Raw genomic sequence first — 18,936 nt, forward strand, 5'->3', positions numbered from 1 at the left:
CGGCGCGACCACCAGGGGAGTACACATGCGGCGCTGGCGCACGGTCACAGCAGGGTTCACCGCCCTCGCGCTCGGAGCAGGACTCGCGATCGGCGGCGCGACGAGCGCCTCGGCGGAGCCCGCGGGCAACTGGGGCACGTTCACCCTGAGCGGGGCGTCGAAGGCGTACACGGGCACGATGACGTTGCCCGGGTTCCCCGCCACGACGTTCACCTCGAACTCGCGGCAGTCGACCGTGATCAGCGGGGCGTCGACGTGGCAGTCCGCGGGGACGCCGGTCGGTGGGGTCTACGGCACGAGTCGTGCGCAGACGTACATGAACCAGCGGCCCCAGGCTGATCGTCCCAACGGGGACTCGGCCTCGACCACCACCTACACGTTCGACGGCGCGACGCCCGGCGCGCAGAGCTGGTCGTTCGTCCTCGGGGACATCGACGCCGACCAGGCGACGATCTCCGCCACGGTGGCCGGCGGTGGTGCCGCGACCGCCGAGCAGCTCGGGTACCAGGGCTCCTACAACTCGTGCTCGGCTGCTCCGACGGCCGGCGGCTGGTCGTGCACCCCCGACCCCGACGGCACCACCGGCAAGGACCAGCCGACCTGGGACGCCGCCACGCGTACGCTGACCGGCAACGCCGCCGCGTCGGACACCGCGGGCGCCTCGGCCTGGTTCACGCCGACCGCGTCGCTGACGAGCCTGACCATCACGTACCAGCAGCGCAGCGGGTTCCCGGTGTACCAGACCTGGTTCGCCAACCGCACCGCGGCGATCAGCGGCACCGCGACCCTCGACGGCACGCCGATCCCGGGAGCCACCGTCACCGTGACCGCACCCCGCGGCACCGTCTACACGACGACCACCGACGCCGACGGCAACTACGTGTTCCCGCAGTTGCCGGTGATCGCGAACTACCGCGTCGAGATCACCCCGCCCGCTGGTGCTGACGGTGACGCCACGGTGACGGGTGTCTCGCTCGCCGTCGCCGGCACACCAGGTGGCGTCGACAAGACCGCCGACTTCGCGTTCACGTCGCCGGACGACACGACGTCCGTCATCGGGACGGTGACCGACGACGACGGCAACCCGGTCTCGAACGTCCCGGTCGTCATCACCGACCCGGACACCGGCGACACGCTGGTCGACACCACGACGAACAGCGACGGCGTCTACACCGGTTCCGACCTGCCCGCCGGCACCGAGCTGGACGTCTCCGTCGCCGACGAGCCGCCCGTGTCGATCACCACCGGTGACGCCGATGCAGCACCGGTCGAGCCGGAGCCGATCGTCGCCCCGCCCGCCGTGATCGCGACGATCACCGGCGTCGTCTCCCTCGACGGGACGCCCGTGCCCGCCGGCGTGGTCGTCGAGCTCCTCGACGAGAGCGGCGCCGTCGTCGGATCGGACACCACCGACGCCGACGGCCGCTACACGTTCGCCACGTCCGCCGGTACCTACACGGCCCGCACGGTGGTCCCCGCTGCGGGTGCCACCGGTGACACCGCGAACACCGGCATCGCCGCGGTCGCGGGCACCAGCGTCACGTCGGACCTGCCGTTCACGTCCGCCGCCGCGCCCGAGGTCATCACGACCGACCAGCCCGGCACCGTGGTCGACACGAACGGCGACCCGGTCGCCGGCGTGGACGTCGTCGCGACGCCGACCGACCCGGAAGCCGGCCCGCCGGTGACCGTGGCCACCGACTCCGACGGCGCGTTCGACCTGGTCGACCTGCAGCCGACGACCGAGTACACGATCACGGTCGACGTCGACGGCGCCACCCCGGTGACCGTCGTCACGCCCGAGGACGGCGCTGCGACCCCGCTCGCCTTCGTGGTCGAGGCCGCGGTGACCCCGGTTCCGTCGCCGTCGCCCAGTGCACCGACGCCGAGCAACTCGCCGACCGCGGTGCCGACCGTGCCGGCTGCCGGAGGATCGGGCAACGCGCCGGCCGCTGGTTCGGGTGACGTCGGTGACGGCGGGACGCTGGCCTACACCGGTGCGGACCTGAAGCCCGGGCTCATCGCGGCCGGGGTGCTCGTGCTGCTCGGTGCGGCGCTGCTGACCTACCGCGCGGTGCGCAACCGTCGCCGGAGCCACCTGCAGGACTGATCGGTCACGACGAGGGGCGGGCCCGGCGCGATGCCGGCCCGCCCTTCGTCGTTGGTGCACGACCCGAGGCCCCGCCGTCGCCCGCGACACGCCGCCGCCCCACCCCCGAGGTTCCGAAATCTGCCCATCTCGGCGTCCCGAACGGCAGTTCGTGGAACCTCAGCGCAACGCGAACGGCAGTTCGTGGAACCTCGACGCCGCGCGCATGGCATGTCGCCGCGGCCCCTCGCCACACGCCGCCACGCGCCGCCGCGACGACGCCACGCCCGGGCCTCGACGCCGAGGTTCCACGGCATGCCGCCGCTGCACCGCCGAGGTTCCACGGATCGCCGCCAGGACCGCCGAGATGCCGAGATTTCGGAACCTCGGCGCAGCGCGAGGCCGACGAGGACGACGACGACGACGCCACCCGACGCCGCGCCGCCCGCGCGCCGCGCTACTGCGTGCGGTGCGAGCCCGTGACCGTCGCGACCGAGCCCGTCAGGGTCTGGATCGCCCGACCGACGACGGGAACCGACGTGGTGACCACCGCGAGCGAGGACGTGATCGCCTCGATCGACGACGTCGACAGGTGCTCCTGCCCGACCGTGTGCACCGGGAAGCCCCGACGCGCCAGCACGACGACCCCGAGCGACCCCAGCAGCACGGCACCACCGGCGAACGGCAGGTACTGCAACCCGACGATCCCGAGCGCCTGCCCACCGATGGCTGCACCGCCCGCGATGCCGATGTTCGACGCACCGTTGATGAGCGCGCCGGCGATGTCGGGGGAGACGCCTCCGGAACGGATCGCGGCAGCCATGAAGAGCGTGCCCGTCGTGCCGTTCGCGGCCATCCACACGCCGGCGACGACCATCGTGCCGACCAGGGAGCCGTGCACGAACGGCATCGCGGCGAACGCGACGGCCATCACGGCGACGGCGGCGATGAGGGTCTGGCGGGGCGCCCGGTCGACGAACATGCCCGCGAGCCAGAGGCCGATCACCCCGGTGCCGCCCAGGACGAGCAGCGCACCGCTCACCATCGAGGCGTCGAGTCCCGCGTCGATCGCGTAGGGCCCGACGTAGGTGTAGACGACGTAGTGCCCGGCGAACAGGAGCAGGTCGGCGATCACGACGGACAGCAGCCCGGTGCGTGCCCAGGCCTTCGGGGACCCGATGTGCGGCGACGAGGCACCACTGACGGCGGGCAGGAACAGCAGCGCCACGGCGGCGAGCACGGCGGCGGCGACACCGATCGAGAACACGGCGGGACGCCAGCCGATGTGCTGCGCGACCCAGGTGGCGACGGGCACGCCGAGCACGAAGCCGAGCGAGCTGCCCGAGTACACGAACGCGATGGCGCGACCGGCCAGGCGCGGCGGCACGATCCGGGTGGCGTACGCCGAGGCGACCGAGAAGAACAGCGCGTGCGCGATGCCGCCGACGACCCGGCCGGCGCAGACGACGGCGAACGACGGTGCGAACGCGATCATGAGGTTCGACACCGTGTAGCCGACGAGCGTCGACACGAGCACGGCCTTGCGGGGGAGCTTGGCGGTGAAGGCGGTGAGCGGGAGCGCCAGGAGTGCCACGGCGCCCGCGTACACGGTGACGACGATGCCCATGGTGGCCTCGGACACACCGAGGTCGGCGCTCATCGTGCCGAGCAGCCCGACGGGCATGAGCTCGGTGGTGATGGCGAAGAACGTCGCCAACCCGAGGACGGCGATGCCGACGATGGACTGGGTGGTGACGGTGATCGGCCGCGTGTTCGTCGACACGGCCGAGGTGGTGGTGTTGGTGGACACGCTGCTGACCTCCTCCGGGGCACGGGCGAGCGCGCGACGGTGCCGTTCGGGGGAACGACGATGACCGGGAGGTCTGCGGGGCGCGCTCGCTGTGGATGTGGGTGATGTGGGTACGACTCCACGGCGAGTGCGCTCATCCAGTGTGGCACGATGGACCGCAGCCCGCGAGGGGTCAGCGGAGATTCTCGGAGCGCTCCAACAATCCGCGCCCTCAGTTCTCGTTCGTCACCCGACCCTGCACGCCGCCGCCCCGGAGCGCGATCGTCAACGTCCCGCTCATCGACTGCGCGGACATCGACACCGAGCCGTGCAGTGCCGCCTCGCGGGGGAAGCACGCCGTCGACGACTCGATCCGGTTCGCCGTCGCCACCAGGCAGATCGTCGACCGGTCCGTGCCGACCCCGGCCCACACGGCCCACGGCGTGTCGAACGAGCCGCCGTCCAACGCACGGTTCGTGAACAGGAGCCGCGTGGAGTGCAGGCTCACGGGTGCCTCCACCGGCCCCGGCAGCTGGTCGGCGTACGTCTGCGGCACGTCGAGCAGCTGCTCGAGCGTGACCGTGCCCGCCGTCGGCGTGACGCTCGGTGCCGCTGCGACGTCGCCGCGCACGGGCCCGACGACGGTGCCGGCGGCGAACGCCACCCCGACCGCCGCTGCCGCGCCGAGCGCGATCCAGACGCGTGGCCGCTCCGTCCAGAGCAGCGTGCGCCACCGGGACCGTCGCGTCGGTCCGACCGGGAGGCCCGGCTCACCCCCGCCGTCGTCACCCGTGTCGTCGGGACGGTCGGGTTCTCGGGCTTCGGTCGCCGCCCACGGTCCGGCATCCGTTCGCGGGGTCGGGTCCGTTCGCAGCGATGGATCCGGCTCGGCAGCAACCGTCGCGCGCTGCGGGGCCGGGCGCTCCGGCGAGGGCACGGACGGTGGAGCCGACCGTTCTGGCGACGAGCCGGGCAGTGGAGCCGACCGCTCGGGGGACGCGACCTGCCCGCTGGCCGGGGCCGTGCCTCCCGGCCGCCCGTCGGGCCCCGTGTCGGAGGCGACTCCCGCGACCGCTCGCCGTCCACCCGGCCGCCGCCCGCTCGCCAGGTCCTGCAGCGCGATCCGGGCGCGCGCCGCGTCGGCGGGGCTCGATGCCGCTCCCCAGGCGACGGCCTCGAGCCGTGCCCGTTCCGCTGCCACGTCGTCGTGGGCCATGCGCACTCCCGATCTGCCGGTCGCGTGGACTCCCTTCATCGTGGCACTGCCGGGGCGGCGGCGCGCACCCAGAACGAGGGGAGTAGGCGTGACGCATGAGCACCGAACCCGAACCGCGACACGACGTCGCCCCGGAGACCCTCGAGCCGCTGAGCCACGACACCCAGTCCGGCGAGGCCGACTACGTGGCCACGAGCCCCGGCGGGACCGGCACGGAGCGCCACGTGCCGACCGCCGACGAGGAACAGGGTCGCGGCACCGAGTACGACCCGGTGGACCAGGGGCCGCAGCAGGAGGGCCAGGGCGGCTGACGCCGGGCCCGACGTCACGCGCCCGCGCTACCGGATCACCCGGCGCAGCACGGCCCGCTCGCCCGCCGTCCACGCGGCGCTCGTCACGACGTACAGCGCGGCGGCGAGTGGCGCGAGCGCGGCGAACACGACCGTGATGAACGGCGCGAACCGTCCGATCGCGGTGGTCGCTGCCGCACCGGGCACCTGGGCGCCCCGCTCGGGTGTCGGCAGCGGGTTCCAGCGCAGGTTCGCGCGGCGGCTGAGCTCCACGACGACGGCGAGCACGGCCAGCAGGAGGATGACGACCCAAGCGTGCACCCAGAGCGGCGACGTCAGCGTGACGACGAGCGAGTGCCCGAGCGGGACCCCGACCAAGGTGGCCTCGAGCAGGGCATTGGCCGTTCCGCCGATCGACGCGTGCGTGAACAGGGCGTAGACGAGGGACAGCACCGGAGCCTGCGCGAGGACGGGCAGGCATCCGGCCAGGGGTGAGACCTTCTCGTTCGTGTAGAGCTGCTGGACGGCGCGCTGCAGCTGCTCGGCGTTCTTCCCGTGGCGCTTCCGCAGGGCGGCGAGCTGCGGCGCGAGCCGACGTCGGTCGCGCTCCGCTCGGACCTGCAGGACGGACAGCGGCACGAGCACGGCCCGGACGGCCAGGGTGAGGAGCACGACGGCGATCGCCGCGGCGAACGATCCGGTGGCGGGGGAGAGGGCCGCGGTCAGGGCGGCGACGAGGTCCGCGCCGCCCTGCAGCAGCGGGCCGACGAGGGGCAGGGTGGACAGGTCCATGACGGTTCCGATCGGTGGTGGTTCGCAGGAGGGGTCACGAGGGGCCCGGCCACCGGTCGGTGGTCAGGCCGGGGCGACGACTCCCGGAGCACGCGATCGGACGTGCCCGTCGGCATCGGGGTGGCTCCACGCGATGCGGGTGACGAGATCCGGTACCGCAGCGGGTTCGACGCCCGTCGACCGCAGCCCGAGCACCGTCGCCAGCACCGTGGCCAGGACCTGTGCAACGACGACCGCCACGGCGACGGCCGTCAGGCCGAGCGCGGCCACTGCCAGCAGCGGCAGGGCGCCGGCTGCGGGGTCGCCGACCGCGGGCGCCCCGAGCACCAGCGCGGCGGCGGCGCGGAGGATCAGCAGGGCGACGGTCATGGTCGGTTCAGCGTAACGCCCGCGTGCCGCCACGGACAGGACGGCAGCGCGGGAGAGGATCGCCGCATGACCGCAGGTTCGCCGAGCACCCCAGCGACCGTCGCGCTCGACCGAGCCGGGGTGTCGTACACGCCGCACGTGTACGACCACCACGAGAGCGCCACGAACTTCGGCGAGGAGGCCGCCGCCGCACTCGGCCTCCGCGAGGAGCAGGTCTTCAAGACCCTGGTCGTCTCGGTCGACGGCGCACTGGCGGTGGCGATCGTGCCGGTGGCGAACCGGCTCGACCTCAAGGCCATCGCAGCGGCGGTCGGGGGTAAGAAGGCGACACTGGCCGATCCGGCCCTCGCCGAGAAGCGCACCGGGTACGTCGTCGGTGGCATCAGCCCGGTCGGCCAGAAGTCCCGGATCCGGACCGTGCTCGACGAGTCGGCCCTGGCGTACGACAGCATCTTCGTCTCCGGCGGGCGCCGCGGGTTCGACATCGAGGTGGCTCCGGCCGACCTCGCGCGGGTCACCGAGGCGATCTCGGCAGCGATCGCGCGGACCTGAGTCGAGTCGCCGCAAGTTTCTCCCGTGACCGGGAATGACCCCGGCACTCCTGCGTTGCATTGAGTCGAAGGCACTCAAGTTCCCCAGGAGGTCCCTTTGCCAGAGACGTTCGGCCCGACCGGCGGCAGTGACTCGTTCGACGAGTTCCTCGCCCGCCTCCTCGCGGCGCAGAACACCGGTGACCCGCAGCGCCCCCGTGCGTTCGGCCGACCGGTGGACATCACGCGGCTCCTCAGCCGCCGTACCCACGAGCTGCTCCAGCACACCGCCGAGTACGCGGTGTCGCAGGGGCAGCACGAGCTCGACGCGCTGCACCTGTTGCACCTGCTCGTCCGCACTGAGCCGTTCGACGCCGTCGTCCGTTCCGCCGAGGTCGACCCCGAGCGCCTCGCCGCCGAGATCGAGCAGCGCCTGCCGATGGCCCGCGAGCCGCAGCCCGAGCAGACCGGTCGTCCTGCCCTGACCGGCACGGCGCAGCGCATCCTCGTCGAGGCCACCCAGGCCGCGCGGGGCTTCGGCAGCACCTACACCGACCCCGAGCACGTCTTCTTCGCGCTCGTGACCGACCAGGAGACCGTCACCGGGCAGCTGCTCGCCAGCGCCGGTGTCACCCCGCAGGCCATGCAGGACTACGCCCAGCAGGCCGCGGCAGCAGCACGAGAGGGGCGCCCCATGCCAGGAACCGGTGCAGCGACCGGAACGGCCGACACCGACGGCGACAGCGACACCCCGACCCTCGACCAGTTCGGCACCGACCTCACCGCGCGGGCCCGTGACGGTCGCATCGACCCCGTCATCGGTCGTGCCGACGAGATCGAGCAGGCGGTCGAGATCCTGCTCCGTCGCACCAAGAACAACCCCGTCCTGATCGGCGAGCCCGGCGTCGGGAAGACCGCCATCGTCGAGGGACTCGCCCAGCGCATCGTCGACGGCGACGTCCCGTCGCTGCTGCAGGGCAAGCGGGTCGTCGCCCTCGACCTGCCCGGCATGCTCGCCGGCACCCGGTACCGCGGCGACTTCGAGGAGCGCCTGACGAAGGCCATGGACGAGATCGCGGCGCACGCCGACGAGCTCATCGTCTTCGTCGACGAGCTCCACACCGTCGTCGGCGCCGGTGGGGGCGGTGAGGGCGGCTCGATGGACGCCGGCAACATCCTCAAGCCCCGGCTCGCCCGCGGCGACCTGCACCTGGTCGGCGCGACCACCCTGAACGAGTACCGCCGGATCGAGAAGGACGCCGCACTCGAGCGTCGCTTCCAGCCGGTCACGGTCGGGGAGCCGAGCGTCGAGGACGCCGTCGCGATCCTGACCGGCCTCGCACCCCGGTACGAGGAGCACCACGGCGTCGTCTACACGCCGGAGTCGCTGCGCGCCGCCGTCGAGCTCTCGCACCGGTACGTCACCGACCGGCACCTGCCGGACAAGGCCATCGACCTCATCGACCAGGCCGGCGCACGGCGCCGGCTCGCCCGCTCGGGTGCCGTCGACGTCGAGGCCCTGCGCGACCAGGTCGCCGAGCTGCTCGCCGAGAAGGACCGCGCGGTCGCCGAGGAACTGTACGAAGAGGCGTCGCGCCTGCGCGACGAGACGGTCGGACTGGAGGCCCGGATCGCCGCCGCCACGTCGGCGGACGTTCCCCGCGCCTCCCGTCCGGAATCCGCGGGCACCTCGATCACGGAACGCGACATCGCCGGTGTGGTGTCGCGTGCCACCGGCATCCCGGCGACGCGCCTGACCCAGGGCGACCGCTCGCGGCTCGCCGTGCTCGAGCAGGAACTGCACGAGCGCGTCGTCGGCCAGGACGACGCCGTCGCGGCGATCGCGAAGGCCGTCCGACGCAGCCGGACCGGCATGGGCGACCAGCGTCGACCCGTCGGGAGCTTCCTGTTCCTCGGCCCGAGCGGCGTCGGCAAGACCGAACTGGCGAAGGCCCTGGCGTCGTCGCTGTTCGGTGACGAGTCCGCCATGCTCCGCTTCGACATGAGCGAGTTCGGCGAGCGGCACACCGTCTCGCGGCTGGTCGGGGCGCCTCCCGGGTACGTCGGCTACGACGAGGCCGGGCAGCTCACCGAACGCGTGCGCCGGAACCCGTACTCGGTGATCCTGCTCGACGAGGTCGAGAAGGCGCACCCCGACGTGTTCAACCTGCTGCTGCAGGTGCTGGACGACGGTCGACTGACCGACGGCCAGGGGCGCACGGTGGACTTCCGGAACACGGTCGTGATCATGACGTCGAACATCGGCTCGGAGTTCCTGGCCTCGCGGTCGGGCGCCCTCGGCTTCGCGCCCGTGGGTTCCACTGACGGGTACGGCGAGGACGACCTCCGCGCCCGGGTGATGGGCAAGCTCCGCGAGGCCATGCGGCCGGAGTTCATCAACCGCATCGACGAGATCGTGCTCTTCCGCAAGCTCGACCGGTCGCAGATCACGTCGATCGTGTCACTGCTGCTGCAGGACACGGCGCTCCGGCTCGTCGCGCAGGACATGGTGCTCTCCGTGTCCGACGCCGCGGTCGACTGGCTCGCCGAGCACGGGTACGAGCCCGAGTACGGCGCCCGTCCGCTCCGCCGGCTCATCCAGCGCGAGGTCGACGACCGCATCGCGACGCTCGTGGTCGACGGTGGCGTGACCGCCGGGGACACCGTGCGGATCGACGTCGTCGACGGCGTGCTGACGGCAGCGGTGGTGGAACCCGCGACGCTGTAGCAGCCGTTCGCCCACGAAGGCCCGGTACCGATTCGGTACCGGGCCTTCGTGGCGTCCGGGTGCGCTGCGGGGTGTTCGGGAATGCAATTCCGGAGAAATCGGAGAAAGGGGTTGCGCTGCGAATTGCGGGGCCGATAGTGTTCACTCGTCGCGAACCGCTGCAGTGCAGCCGGGGGACGACTCCGACAGCTCGAGACCGAAAGGGGGCCGACCATGATGATCACCGCAACCACTCCGTTCCGTGGAATCCGTGGACGCGTCGGCACCCCGTTCCGCGTCCGCTGACCCGGAGCGTTCCGCCTTCTGCCGACATCTGTGTCCTTCGATCCTCGTCTCGTGACGAGTCCGTCGCCTGACACTTCGCGCTGAGCCGTTCTGGCTCGCGTCGAACCGGCTCCGTCGATCGCCGATCGGTCCCGATCCGTGTGCTCCGTGCACGCGATCGGACTGCGTCGATCGTGGCCGGAGAATGTCGGCGGTCGGTGCGACGCTCTCGGTACCGGAAGTCATTCAGTACCGCGTCGTCGGACATTCCTCCGGTGACCGCGGAATGCATTCTCACGCATTCATTTTGTCCTGCCCGTGTTCCGGGCGATCCACTCCTGCCCGTGTGCCGGGCAGCTCCGTCATGCCCTGAAAGGGATCACCGTGTCATCGAAGACCGCCACCCGTCCTCCCGATACCCGCGCAGCGCGCCACCGGGTCTCCCTCACCGACCGCATCGCGCTGCGCATCGGCATGTCGCTCATCATCTGGAGCCGCCGGACCCGCCGGGACCGTCCGGTGATCGACCACGCAACACGGCTGCAGCTCGACCGCGAGCGGCAGCAGCGCGAGAACGACCTGCTCCTGCAGGCCGCACTCATGCGCGCCTGGCGCTGAGCCGGATCGGACACCCCACCGTCGCACCGTGCGACCGTCGCCGTCCCGTGCCCGCTTGGTGGCTCGGTGCGAGGGGACAACCCCGCACCGAGCCACCGTCGGCGCACCGGCCGACGTAACCCCCACCGTGCGCCGCACCGACGACCGGGCACGGCGCGACCGAGCTCGCACCGTGCGCCGATGTGTCGGACGCACCCCGGGCCTCCCGTACCGTTGGCGGGTGACCGAAACCGCAGCTGCACTCGTCGAACGCCTGACCGCCGTCGTCCCGGACTTCCCGAAGCCGGGGGTGCTGTTCCGCGACGTGACGCCGGTGTTCTCGGACGCCGTCGCGTTCGGCCGCGTGTGCGAGGCACTCGCCGCGCCGTTCGCCGTCGGTGCCGGGTTCGACGCCGTCGCTGGCATCGAGGCGCGGGGCTTCGCCCTCGCCGGCGGGATCGCCGCGCAGCACCAGGTGGGCGTGCTCACCGTGCGCAAGGCCGGCAAGCTGCCGGGCGAGGTCCTCAGCGAGCAGTACGCACTCGAGTACGGCGAGGCCGAGCTCGAGCTGCGTCCGGGCCAGCTCCCCGCGGGCACCAGGGTCCTCGTCGTCGACGACGTCCTCGCCACCGGTGGGACCGGCGCCGCCACCATCACGCTGCTCGAACGCGCGGGCTACCAGGCGGTCGGGTTCGCCGCGCTGCTCGAGCTGGACGGGCTGAACGGACGCGAGCGACTCGAGCCGCGCCTGCCCGTCACGACGCTCGGCGCCGTGCCCGCCTGAGCCCAACGCGCGCACTAGTCTTGACGCACCATTTCGATCGAGGAGTCCCATCATCGTGACCGAGTCAGTCGCCGCAGCGCCGGAGAGCGCCGAGCCCGCAGCCGTGCCCCAGGCACCCGAGCCCCGCACCGCGACGACGACCACGACGGGCACCGAGCTCTTCGACGGTGAGCGCGGCGTCGTCGCGATCCGCGTCGACGGTGTCCTGAAGGACCTCGCTGCCGACGTCGCCGCCGGCGAGACCGCCGAGGCCGTCACCCTGCAGGAGCAGGACGGGCTCGACATCCTCCGCCACTCGGCCGCGCACGTGCTCGCGCAGGCCGTCCAGCAGATCAACCCCGAGGCCAAGCTCGGCATCGGGCCGCCCGTCACCGACGGCTTCTACTACGACTTCGACGTCGCCGAGCCCTTCACCCCCGAGGACCTCAAGGCCATCGAGAAGGGCATGGACCGCATCGTCAAGCAGGCCCAGCGTTTCCGCCGCGTGGTCGTCACCGACGAGCAGGCGCGCGAGCTGATGGCGGGGGAGCCGTACAAGCAGGAGCTCATCGGGCTCAAGGGTGCGGCGACCGACGGCGACTCCGGCGAGAGCGTCGAGGTCGGCGCCGGCGAGCTCACCGTGTACGAGAACGTCGACCCGAAGTCGGGCGAGGTCGTCTGGCAGGACCTCTGCCGGGGCCCGCACGTGCCGCACACCCGCTGGATCGGCAACGCCGCGAAGCTCATGCGCGTCGCCGCTGCCTACTGGCGCGGCTCCGAGAAGAACCCGCAGCTGCAGCGCATCTACGGCACCGCGTGGCCCGACAAGGACCAGCTCAAGGCCTACCTGGTGCGCCTCGAAGAGGCCGCCAAGCGCGACCACCGCAAGCTCGGTGCCGAACTCGACCTGTTCTCGTTCCCCGACGAGATCGGTTCCGGCCTGGCGATCTTCCACCCGAAGGGCGGCATCATCCGCCGCGAGATGGAGGACTACTCGCGCCGTCGGCACGAGGAGAACGGTTACTCGTTCGTCTACACGCCGCACATCACCAAGGGCGACCTGTTCGAGACCTCCGGGCACCTCGGCTGGTACAAGGACGGCATGTTCCCGGCCATGCACATGGACGAGGCGAAGGACGAGGACGGCAACGTCACGCGTCAGGGTGCCGACTACTACCTCAAGCCGATGAACTGCCCGATGCACATCCTGGCGTACCGCTCGCAGCCGCGTTCCTACCGCGACCTGCCGCTCCGGATGTTCGAGTTCGGCACGGTCTACCGCAACGAGAAGTCGGGCGTCATCCACGGCCTCACCCGGGTCCGCGGCATGACCCAGGACGACGCGCACATCTTCACCACGCAGGAGAAGATGAAGGAGGAGCTGACCACCACCCTCGAGTTCGTGCTCTCGCTGCTGCGCGACTACGGCCTCGACGACTTCTACCTCGAGCTCTCGACGAAGGACCCGGAGAAGTACGTCGGTGACGACGAGGTGTGGGACGTCGCGACGAACACCCTGCGCGAGGTCGCCGAGGAGTCCGGTCTCGAGCTCGTGCCCGACCCCGCCGGAGCCGCCTTCTACGGCCCGAAGATCTCGGTGCAGGCCCGCGACGCCATCGGCCGCACGTGGCAGATGTCGACCGTGCAGCTCGACTTCAACCTGCCCGAGCGCTTCGGCATCGACTACACCGCGGCCGACGGCTCCCGCCAGCGCCCGGTGATGATCCACCGCGCGCTGTTCGGCTCGATCGAGCGGTTCTTCGGCGTGCTGACCGAGCACTACGCCGGCGCGTTCCCGGCCTGGCTGTCGCCGGTGCAGGTCGTCGGCATCCCCGTCGCGGCTGAGTACGGCGACTACCTCGACGAGGTCATCGCGAAGCTCCGGTCGCACGGCGTCCGCGCCGAGGTCGACCACTCGGACGACCGCATGCAGAAGAAGATCCGCACGCACACCAAGGCGAAGGTGCCGTTCCAGCTCATCGCGGGCGGCGACGACCGCGACGCCGGTGCGGTCTCGTTCCGCTTCCGTGACGGTCGCCAGGACAACGCCGTACCCGTGGACGAAGCGGTCGACCGCATCCTGACGGCGATCCGCGAGCGCGCGCAGGTCTGATGACGGACGAGCAGGACCCGCTGGTCATCCGGGACGCCGCCACCGGTGCGGCCGTCCCGGATGCCTTCCAGCGCCTGTGGAACCCGCACCGGATGGCGTACATCGACGCCGGGCGCGAGGGCACGGGCCGCGGGCACGCAGACGACTGCCCGTTCTGCGAGGCACCGCGGAAGTCCGACGAGGACGCCCTCATCGTCGCCCGGGGCGAGCACGCCTACGTGCTGCTCAACCTGTTCCCGTACAACAACGGACACCTGCTGGTCTGCCCGTACCGCCACGTGCCGCTGTACGACGAGGCCACTCCGGACGAGCTCCGCGAGATGGGCGAGCTGACCCAGACCGCGATGCGGGTCCTGCGCGCCGTGTCGCACTGCGACGGCTTCAACATCGGCATGAACCAGGGCGAGGTTGCGGGAGCCGGCATCGCCGCACACCTGCACCAGCACATCGTGCCGCGGTGGCAGTCCGACGCGAACTTCTTCCCGATCATCGCGCGGACGAAGTCGATGTCCCAGATGCTCGGGGACACCCGCCGACTGGTCGCCGAGGGCTGGCCGGCAGCGGACTAGACTGATCGGCATCATGAGCGACAGCACCAGCACCTCCGGCACCCCTGGCACCTCGATCACCGGCTCCGACCGCGTCAAGCGCGGCCTCGCCGAGATGCTCAAGGGCGGCGTCATCATGGACGTCGTCGACGCCGAGCAGGCCCGCATCGCGGAAGAAGCCGGCGCCACCGCGGTCATGGCCCTCGAGCGTGTCCCCGCCGACATCCGCGCACAGGGCGGCGTCGCCCGCATGTCCGACCCGTCGATGATCGAGGAGATCATCGCCGCCGTGTCGATCCCCGTCATGGCGAAGGCCCGCATCGGCCACTTCGTCGAGGCGCAGATCCTGCAGGAGCTCGGCGTCGACTACATCGACGAGTCCGAGGTGCTCTCGCCCGCCGACTACGTCAACCACATCGACAAGTGGAACTTCACCACGCCCTTCGTCTGCGGTGCCACCGAGCTGGGCGAGGCGCTCCGTCGCATCACCGAGGGCGCTGCGATGATCCGTTCCAAGGGCGAGGCCGGCACGGGTGACGTGTCCGAGGCCACGAAGCACATCCGCACGATCAACAAGGAGATCGCGGCGCTGCGCCACCTCAAGGAAGACGAGCTCTACGTCGCCGCCAAGGAACTGCAGGCGCCGTTCGAGATCGTGCGCGAGGTCGCCCGCACCGGCAAGCTCCCCGTCGTGCTCTTCACCGCCGGTGGCGTCGCCACCCCGGCCGACGCCGCGATGATGATGCAGCTCGGCGCGGACGGCGTGTTCGTCGGCTCCGGCATCTTCAAGTCCGGCGACCCGGCGAAGCGTGCCGCGGCGATCGTCAAGGCCGTCACCTTCCACGACGACCCCAAGGTCATCGCCGAGGTCTCGCGTGGTCTGGGCGAGGCGATGGTCGGCATCAACGTCGCCGACGTCCCCGCGCCGCACCGCCTCGCCGAGCGTGGCTGGTAGCACGACGAGCAGTGCCCGGCCCCGCATCGGGGTCCTGGCGCTGCAGGGTGACTTCCGCGAGCACATCGCCTCGTTGACGGAGCTCGGCGCCGACGTGGTGCCCCTCCGTCGACCCGAGGAGATCGCGGCGCTCGACGGCGTCGTGATCCCCGGCGGCGAGTCGAGCGTGATGGACAAGCTGTCCCGGTCGTTCGGCGTCGCCGAGCCCCTCGCTGCTGCCATCCGCGACGGCCTGCCGACGTACGGCACGTGCGCCGGCATGATCATGCTGTCGTCGCGGATCACCGACGGCATCAGCGGCCAGCAGACCCTCGACGTGCTCGACACCACGGTGCGACGGAACGCGTTCGGCAGCCAGAACGACTCGTTCGAGGTGGACGTCCCGATGCCCGAGCTCGGCGACGCCCCGGTGCACGCGGTCTTCATCCGTGCCCCGGTGGTGGAGCAGCACGGCCCCGGCGTCCAGGTCCTCGGCGCGCTGGCGGACGGGCAGGTCGTCGCGGTGCAGCAGGGCAACGTCCTCGCCAGTGCGTTCCACCCCGAGGTCGCCGGCGAGGACCGCTTCCACCGCCGCTTCCTCGCCATGGTGCGCAGCGCCTGACGCGGCCCCCGGGCTCTGGGCACGACCGCCCGCGGGCCCTGGGCCCGGCCGCCTGCGTGCCCGCACCGGCGGGGCGGGGCGGCGCCGGGCCTCCCGGCTGGGTAAACTGACCCCGACTTTCCGCAAGACGCAAGGAGAACCGTGTCCGGGCATTCCAAGTGGGCGACGACCAAGCACAAGAAGGCCGTCATCGACGGCCGCCGTGCCAAGTCGTTCGCCAAGCTCATCAAGAACATCGAGGTCGCCGCGAAGATGGGCGGCGCCGATCTGTCGGGCAACCCGACGCTGGTCGACGCGATCCAGAAGGCCAAGAAGACCTCGGTCCCGAACGACAACATCGACCGCGCCGTCAAGCGCGGTGCCGGCCTGACCGGTGAGTCGATCGAGTACACGACGATCATGTACGAGGGCTACGCCCCGAACGGCGTCGCGATGCTGATCGAGTGCCTCACCGACAACAAGAACCGCGCAGCGGCCGAGGTCCGGACGGCGATGTCCCGCAACGGTGGCACCATGGCCGACCCGGGCAGCGTCGCCTACAACTTCTCGCGCAAGGGCGTCATCTCGGTCACGAAGACCGACGGCCTCGACGAGGACACCGTCATGACCGCCGTGCTCGACGCCGGTGTCGAGGACGTCATCGACCAGGGCGGCGGCTTCGAGATCATCACCGAGGCGAGCGACCTCGTCGCGGCCCGCACCGCGCTGCAGGACGCCGGTATCGACTACGACTCGGCCGACGCCGAGTTCGTCCCCGGCCTCAAGGTGCCGGTCGACGCCGAGACCGCCCGCAAGGTCTTCCGCCTGATCGACGCGCTCGAGGACAGCGACGACGTGCAGAACGTCTACGCCAACTTCGACGTGCCGGCGGACGTCCAGGCCGAGCTCGACGAGGACGAGGGCGAGTAGCCGTGCTCCGTGTGCTCGGGGTGGACCCCGGGCTCACCCGGTGCGGCGTCGGCGTCGTCGAGGTCGCACCGAACCGGCGCGCACGGCTCGTCCACGTGACGGTCGTGCGCACCCCGGCGGACATGCCGCTCGAACAGCGGCTGCTCCGCATCGCCGACGGCATCGCCGCCGAGATCGACGAGCACCACCCGGACGCGGTCGCCGTCGAGCGTGTGTTCGCGCAGGCGAACGTCCGCACCGTGATGGGCACCGCCCAGGCGGCCGGGCTCGCGCTGCACGCCGCGGCGGCCCGCGGGCTGCCCGTCGGCCTGCACACGCCGTCCGAGGTCAAGGCGGCCGTCACCGGCTACGGCAACGCCGACAAGCGCCAGGTGCAGACCATGATCGCGCGCGTGCTCGGTCTGGCCGAGGCCCCGAAGCCGGCCGACGCCGCCGATGCGCTCGCGCTGGCCGTGTGCCATGCCTGGAGGCTCGGATCACCGGACGTCGCCGGTGAACGTGCCACGAACCTCACCCCGGCACAACGCGCGTGGCGCGACGCACAGGGCGGCACCGTCGACTCCCCGCTCGCCCGTGCGGCCGCTGCCGCGGCCCGACCGCGTGGCTCGTCGGCCGCGTCGGTGGGCGGCCGTAGGCTCGGGGCATGATCGCGAGTCTCCGGGGTACCTGCATCGACATCGCCGGTTCCGGCGTGGTGATCGAGGCCGGGGGAGTCGGGTACGCCGTCACCGTGACCCCGGCCCACGCGCTGACGATGCGCCACGGGTCCGAGGTGTTCGTGCGCACCGCGATGATCGTGCGCGAAGACGAGCACCTGCTCTTCGGCTTCGAGTCGACCGACGCCCTCCAGGTGTTCGACCTGCTGCGCAGCGTCACGGGTGTCGGGCCCAAGTCCGCGATGGGCGTCCTGGCCCACATGGACCCGTCGCAGGTCGCGAACGCCGTCGCGAAGGACGACGACGGCGCCTTCCGCAAGGTCTCCGGCATCGGCCCGAAGACCGCGAAGCTCATCATCCTCGCGCTCACCGGCAAGCTCGCCGCGTTCGAGCAGGCCGCCGTCGTCACCGCCGGCCGCGGCACTGCTGCCCACCCGGCCGCGACCGACGTCGTCTCCGCACTGATCGGCCTCGGCTGGCGCGAGGACGCAGCACAGACCGCCGTCGACGAGACCGTCGCGAACGAGCCAGGGGCCGCGGCCATGGGCACGCAGGCGCTGCTCCGCGCCGCGCTCGGTGCGCTCCGGCCCGCCGGTGCCGGTCGATGAGCGGCATCACGTCCGCCGGAGCCGAGTCGCAGGAAGAACTCGCGTTCGAAGGTGCACTCCGGCCGCGGTCGCTCGACGAGTTCGTCGGCCAGCGGAAGGTGCGTGGGCAGCTCGACCTGCTGCTCAAAGCCGCGGGCATGCAGGACCGCACCCCGGACCACATCCTGATGGCGGGTCCTCCCGGCCTCGGCAAGACCACGCTGGCGATGATCGTCGCGCACGAGACCGGGCGTCCGTTGCGGATGTCGAGCGGTCCGGCGATCCAGCACGCGGGCGACCTGGCTGCCGTCCTGTCGTCGCTCGTGCCGGGCGAGGTCCTGTTCATCGACGAGATCCACCGGATGGCGCGCTCGGCGGAAGAGATGCTCTACCTGGCGATGGAGGACTTCCGGATCGACGTCATGGTGGGCAAGGGCGCCGGCGCGACGAGCATCCCGCTCGACCTCGCGCCGTTCACCCTGGTCGGTGCCACCACCCGCGCCGGCCTGCTGCCGAACCCGCTCCGCGACCGCTTCGGCTTCACGGCGCACCTCGAGTTCTACGAGAAGGACGAACTCGAACAGGTCCTGATCCGCGCCGCGCACCTGCTCGAGCTCGACATCGACCGATCGGCGCTGCGGGAGATCGCCGGGCGTTCCCGGGGCACCCCGCGCATCGCGAACCGGCTGCTCCGCCGGGTCCGCGACTACGCCCTCGTGCACCGCACCACCGACGGAATGGCGGCCGTCCAGGGTGCACTCGATCTGTACGACGTCGACGAGCTCGGGCTCGACCGCCTCGACCGCGCCGTGGTCGAGATCATGCTGACCCGCTTCGACGGCGGACCGGTGGGGCTGAACACCCTCGCGGTCTCGGTCGGAGAAGAGTCCGAGACCATCGAGTCGGTCGTCGAGCCCTTCCTCGTCCGGGTCGGTCTGGTCACGCGAACCCCGCGCGGCCGCATCGCGACCCCGGTCGCGTGGCGGCACCTCGGCCTCACCCCAGGGCAGGGCGTCGGGCCGCTCCCGGGCCTGTTCGACGACACCGACACCACCGACTAGCGGCCGATCGGTCGGGTGACATGCCACGCACAGTGGCGTGCCCTAGACTGCTACGGCCCGAAACCGAGCAACCAGAGAA

Annotated in this window: 18 protein-coding genes; 14 read left to right on the plus strand and 4 right to left on the minus strand. The window is 71.7% G+C overall.

Annotation, left to right across the window (positions count from 1 at the left end; all coding sequences use genetic code 11):
* Positions 1–25 precede the first annotated feature (25 nt).
* Entirely contained in the window at positions 26–2,110 is a 2,085-nt protein-coding gene (locus tag EDF47_RS02040) for a carboxypeptidase regulatory-like domain-containing protein (RefSeq protein ID WP_133936622.1), read from the plus strand.
* Positions 2,111–2,546: 436 nt separating this feature from the next.
* On the opposite strand, the gene EDF47_RS02045 is transcribed toward EDF47_RS02040, so the two are convergent.
* The gene (locus tag EDF47_RS02045; protein ID WP_131880076.1) at positions 2,547–3,899 is read right to left on the minus strand and encodes an MFS transporter; all 1,353 of its coding nucleotides are present in this window, start codon (positions 3,897–3,899) and stop codon (positions 2,547–2,549) included.
* A 211-nt stretch (positions 3,900–4,110) separates the two neighbouring features.
* Positions 4,111–5,094, minus strand: a complete 984-nt coding sequence (locus tag EDF47_RS02050) for a hypothetical protein (RefSeq protein WP_131880078.1) — start codon at positions 5,092–5,094, stop codon at positions 4,111–4,113.
* Positions 5,095–5,189: 95 nt separating this feature from the next.
* Between EDF47_RS02050 and EDF47_RS02055 the strand changes: the two genes are divergently transcribed.
* Complete coding sequence (locus EDF47_RS02055; RefSeq protein WP_131880080.1) at positions 5,190–5,405, plus strand: hypothetical protein; 216 nt, start codon at positions 5,190–5,192, stop codon at positions 5,403–5,405.
* 27 nt (positions 5,406–5,432) lie between these two features.
* On the opposite strand, the gene yidC is transcribed toward EDF47_RS02055, so the two are convergent.
* On the minus strand, positions 5,433–6,176 hold the full coding sequence (gene yidC / locus EDF47_RS02060) for a membrane protein insertase YidC (RefSeq protein WP_131880082.1): 744 nt from the start codon (positions 6,174–6,176) through the stop codon (positions 5,433–5,435).
* Positions 6,177–6,239: 63 nt separating this feature from the next.
* The gene (locus tag EDF47_RS02065; RefSeq protein WP_131880084.1) at positions 6,240–6,545 is read right to left on the minus strand and encodes a DUF6412 domain-containing protein; all 306 of its coding nucleotides are present in this window, start codon (positions 6,543–6,545) and stop codon (positions 6,240–6,242) included.
* Between the two features lie 66 nt (positions 6,546–6,611).
* Here EDF47_RS02065 and ybaK point away from each other — a divergent pair, with 66 nt between their 5' ends.
* The 12 genes from ybaK (at position 6,612) to ruvB (ending at position 18,857) form a co-directional block, all read left to right on the plus strand.
* Positions 6,612–7,097 carry a Cys-tRNA(Pro) deacylase gene (ybaK, locus tag EDF47_RS02070; protein ID WP_111084051.1) on the plus strand — a complete coding sequence of 162 codons (486 nt, stop codon included), beginning with the start codon at positions 6,612–6,614 and terminating at the stop codon, positions 7,095–7,097.
* Between the two features lie 96 nt (positions 7,098–7,193).
* Positions 7,194–9,803: an ATP-dependent Clp protease ATP-binding subunit gene (locus EDF47_RS02075; RefSeq protein WP_131880086.1), complete on the plus strand. Its 2,610-nt coding sequence runs from the start codon at positions 7,194–7,196 to the stop codon at positions 9,801–9,803.
* A gap of 648 nt (positions 9,804–10,451) precedes the next feature.
* The gene (locus EDF47_RS02080; RefSeq protein ID WP_131880088.1) at positions 10,452–10,685 is read left to right on the plus strand and encodes a hypothetical protein; all 234 of its coding nucleotides are present in this window, start codon (positions 10,452–10,454) and stop codon (positions 10,683–10,685) included.
* Positions 10,686–10,905: 220 nt separating this feature from the next.
* Positions 10,906–11,448, plus strand: coding sequence for an adenine phosphoribosyltransferase (locus EDF47_RS02085; RefSeq protein WP_123292807.1), 543 nt, complete (start codon positions 10,906–10,908; stop codon positions 11,446–11,448).
* A 103-nt stretch (positions 11,449–11,551) separates the two neighbouring features.
* Complete coding sequence (thrS, locus tag EDF47_RS02090; protein WP_123292876.1) at positions 11,552–13,540, plus strand: threonine--tRNA ligase; 1,989 nt, start codon at positions 11,552–11,554, stop codon at positions 13,538–13,540.
* Positions 13,540–14,109 (plus strand): HIT domain-containing protein, encoded by a 570-nt coding sequence (locus tag EDF47_RS02095; protein ID WP_123671781.1) that lies wholly within the window; start codon positions 13,540–13,542, stop codon positions 14,107–14,109. The genes thrS and EDF47_RS02095 overlap by 1 nt, the downstream gene beginning before the upstream one ends.
* Positions 14,110–14,122: 13 nt before the next feature.
* The gene (gene pdxS, locus EDF47_RS02100) at positions 14,123–15,043 is read left to right on the plus strand and encodes a pyridoxal 5'-phosphate synthase lyase subunit PdxS (protein ID WP_123292809.1); all 921 of its coding nucleotides are present in this window, start codon (positions 14,123–14,125) and stop codon (positions 15,041–15,043) included.
* Positions 15,033–15,644: a pyridoxal 5'-phosphate synthase glutaminase subunit PdxT gene (pdxT, locus tag EDF47_RS02105; RefSeq protein ID WP_131880090.1), complete on the plus strand. Its 612-nt coding sequence runs from the start codon at positions 15,033–15,035 to the stop codon at positions 15,642–15,644. The genes pdxS and pdxT overlap by 11 nt, the downstream gene beginning before the upstream one ends.
* A gap of 141 nt (positions 15,645–15,785) precedes the next feature.
* Positions 15,786–16,553: a YebC/PmpR family DNA-binding transcriptional regulator gene (locus EDF47_RS02110; protein ID WP_111084044.1), complete on the plus strand. Its 768-nt coding sequence runs from the start codon at positions 15,786–15,788 to the stop codon at positions 16,551–16,553.
* A 2-nt stretch (positions 16,554–16,555) separates the two neighbouring features.
* The gene (gene ruvC, locus EDF47_RS02115) at positions 16,556–17,200 is read left to right on the plus strand and encodes a crossover junction endodeoxyribonuclease RuvC (protein ID WP_111084043.1); all 645 of its coding nucleotides are present in this window, start codon (positions 16,556–16,558) and stop codon (positions 17,198–17,200) included.
* Positions 17,197–17,817: a Holliday junction branch migration protein RuvA gene (ruvA, locus tag EDF47_RS02120; protein ID WP_111084042.1), complete on the plus strand. Its 621-nt coding sequence runs from the start codon at positions 17,197–17,199 to the stop codon at positions 17,815–17,817. Before ruvC ends, ruvA begins: the two co-directional genes overlap by 4 nt.
* Positions 17,814–18,857, plus strand: coding sequence for a Holliday junction branch migration DNA helicase RuvB (gene ruvB, locus EDF47_RS02125; protein ID WP_111084041.1), 1,044 nt, complete (start codon positions 17,814–17,816; stop codon positions 18,855–18,857). The genes ruvA and ruvB overlap by 4 nt, the downstream gene beginning before the upstream one ends.
* Positions 18,858–18,936: the final 79 nt, after the last annotated feature.

Origin of the sequence: Curtobacterium sp. PhB190, assembly GCF_004365385.1 — a bacterium.
Taxonomy (GTDB): Bacteria; Actinomycetota; Actinomycetes; order Actinomycetales; family Microbacteriaceae; genus Curtobacterium.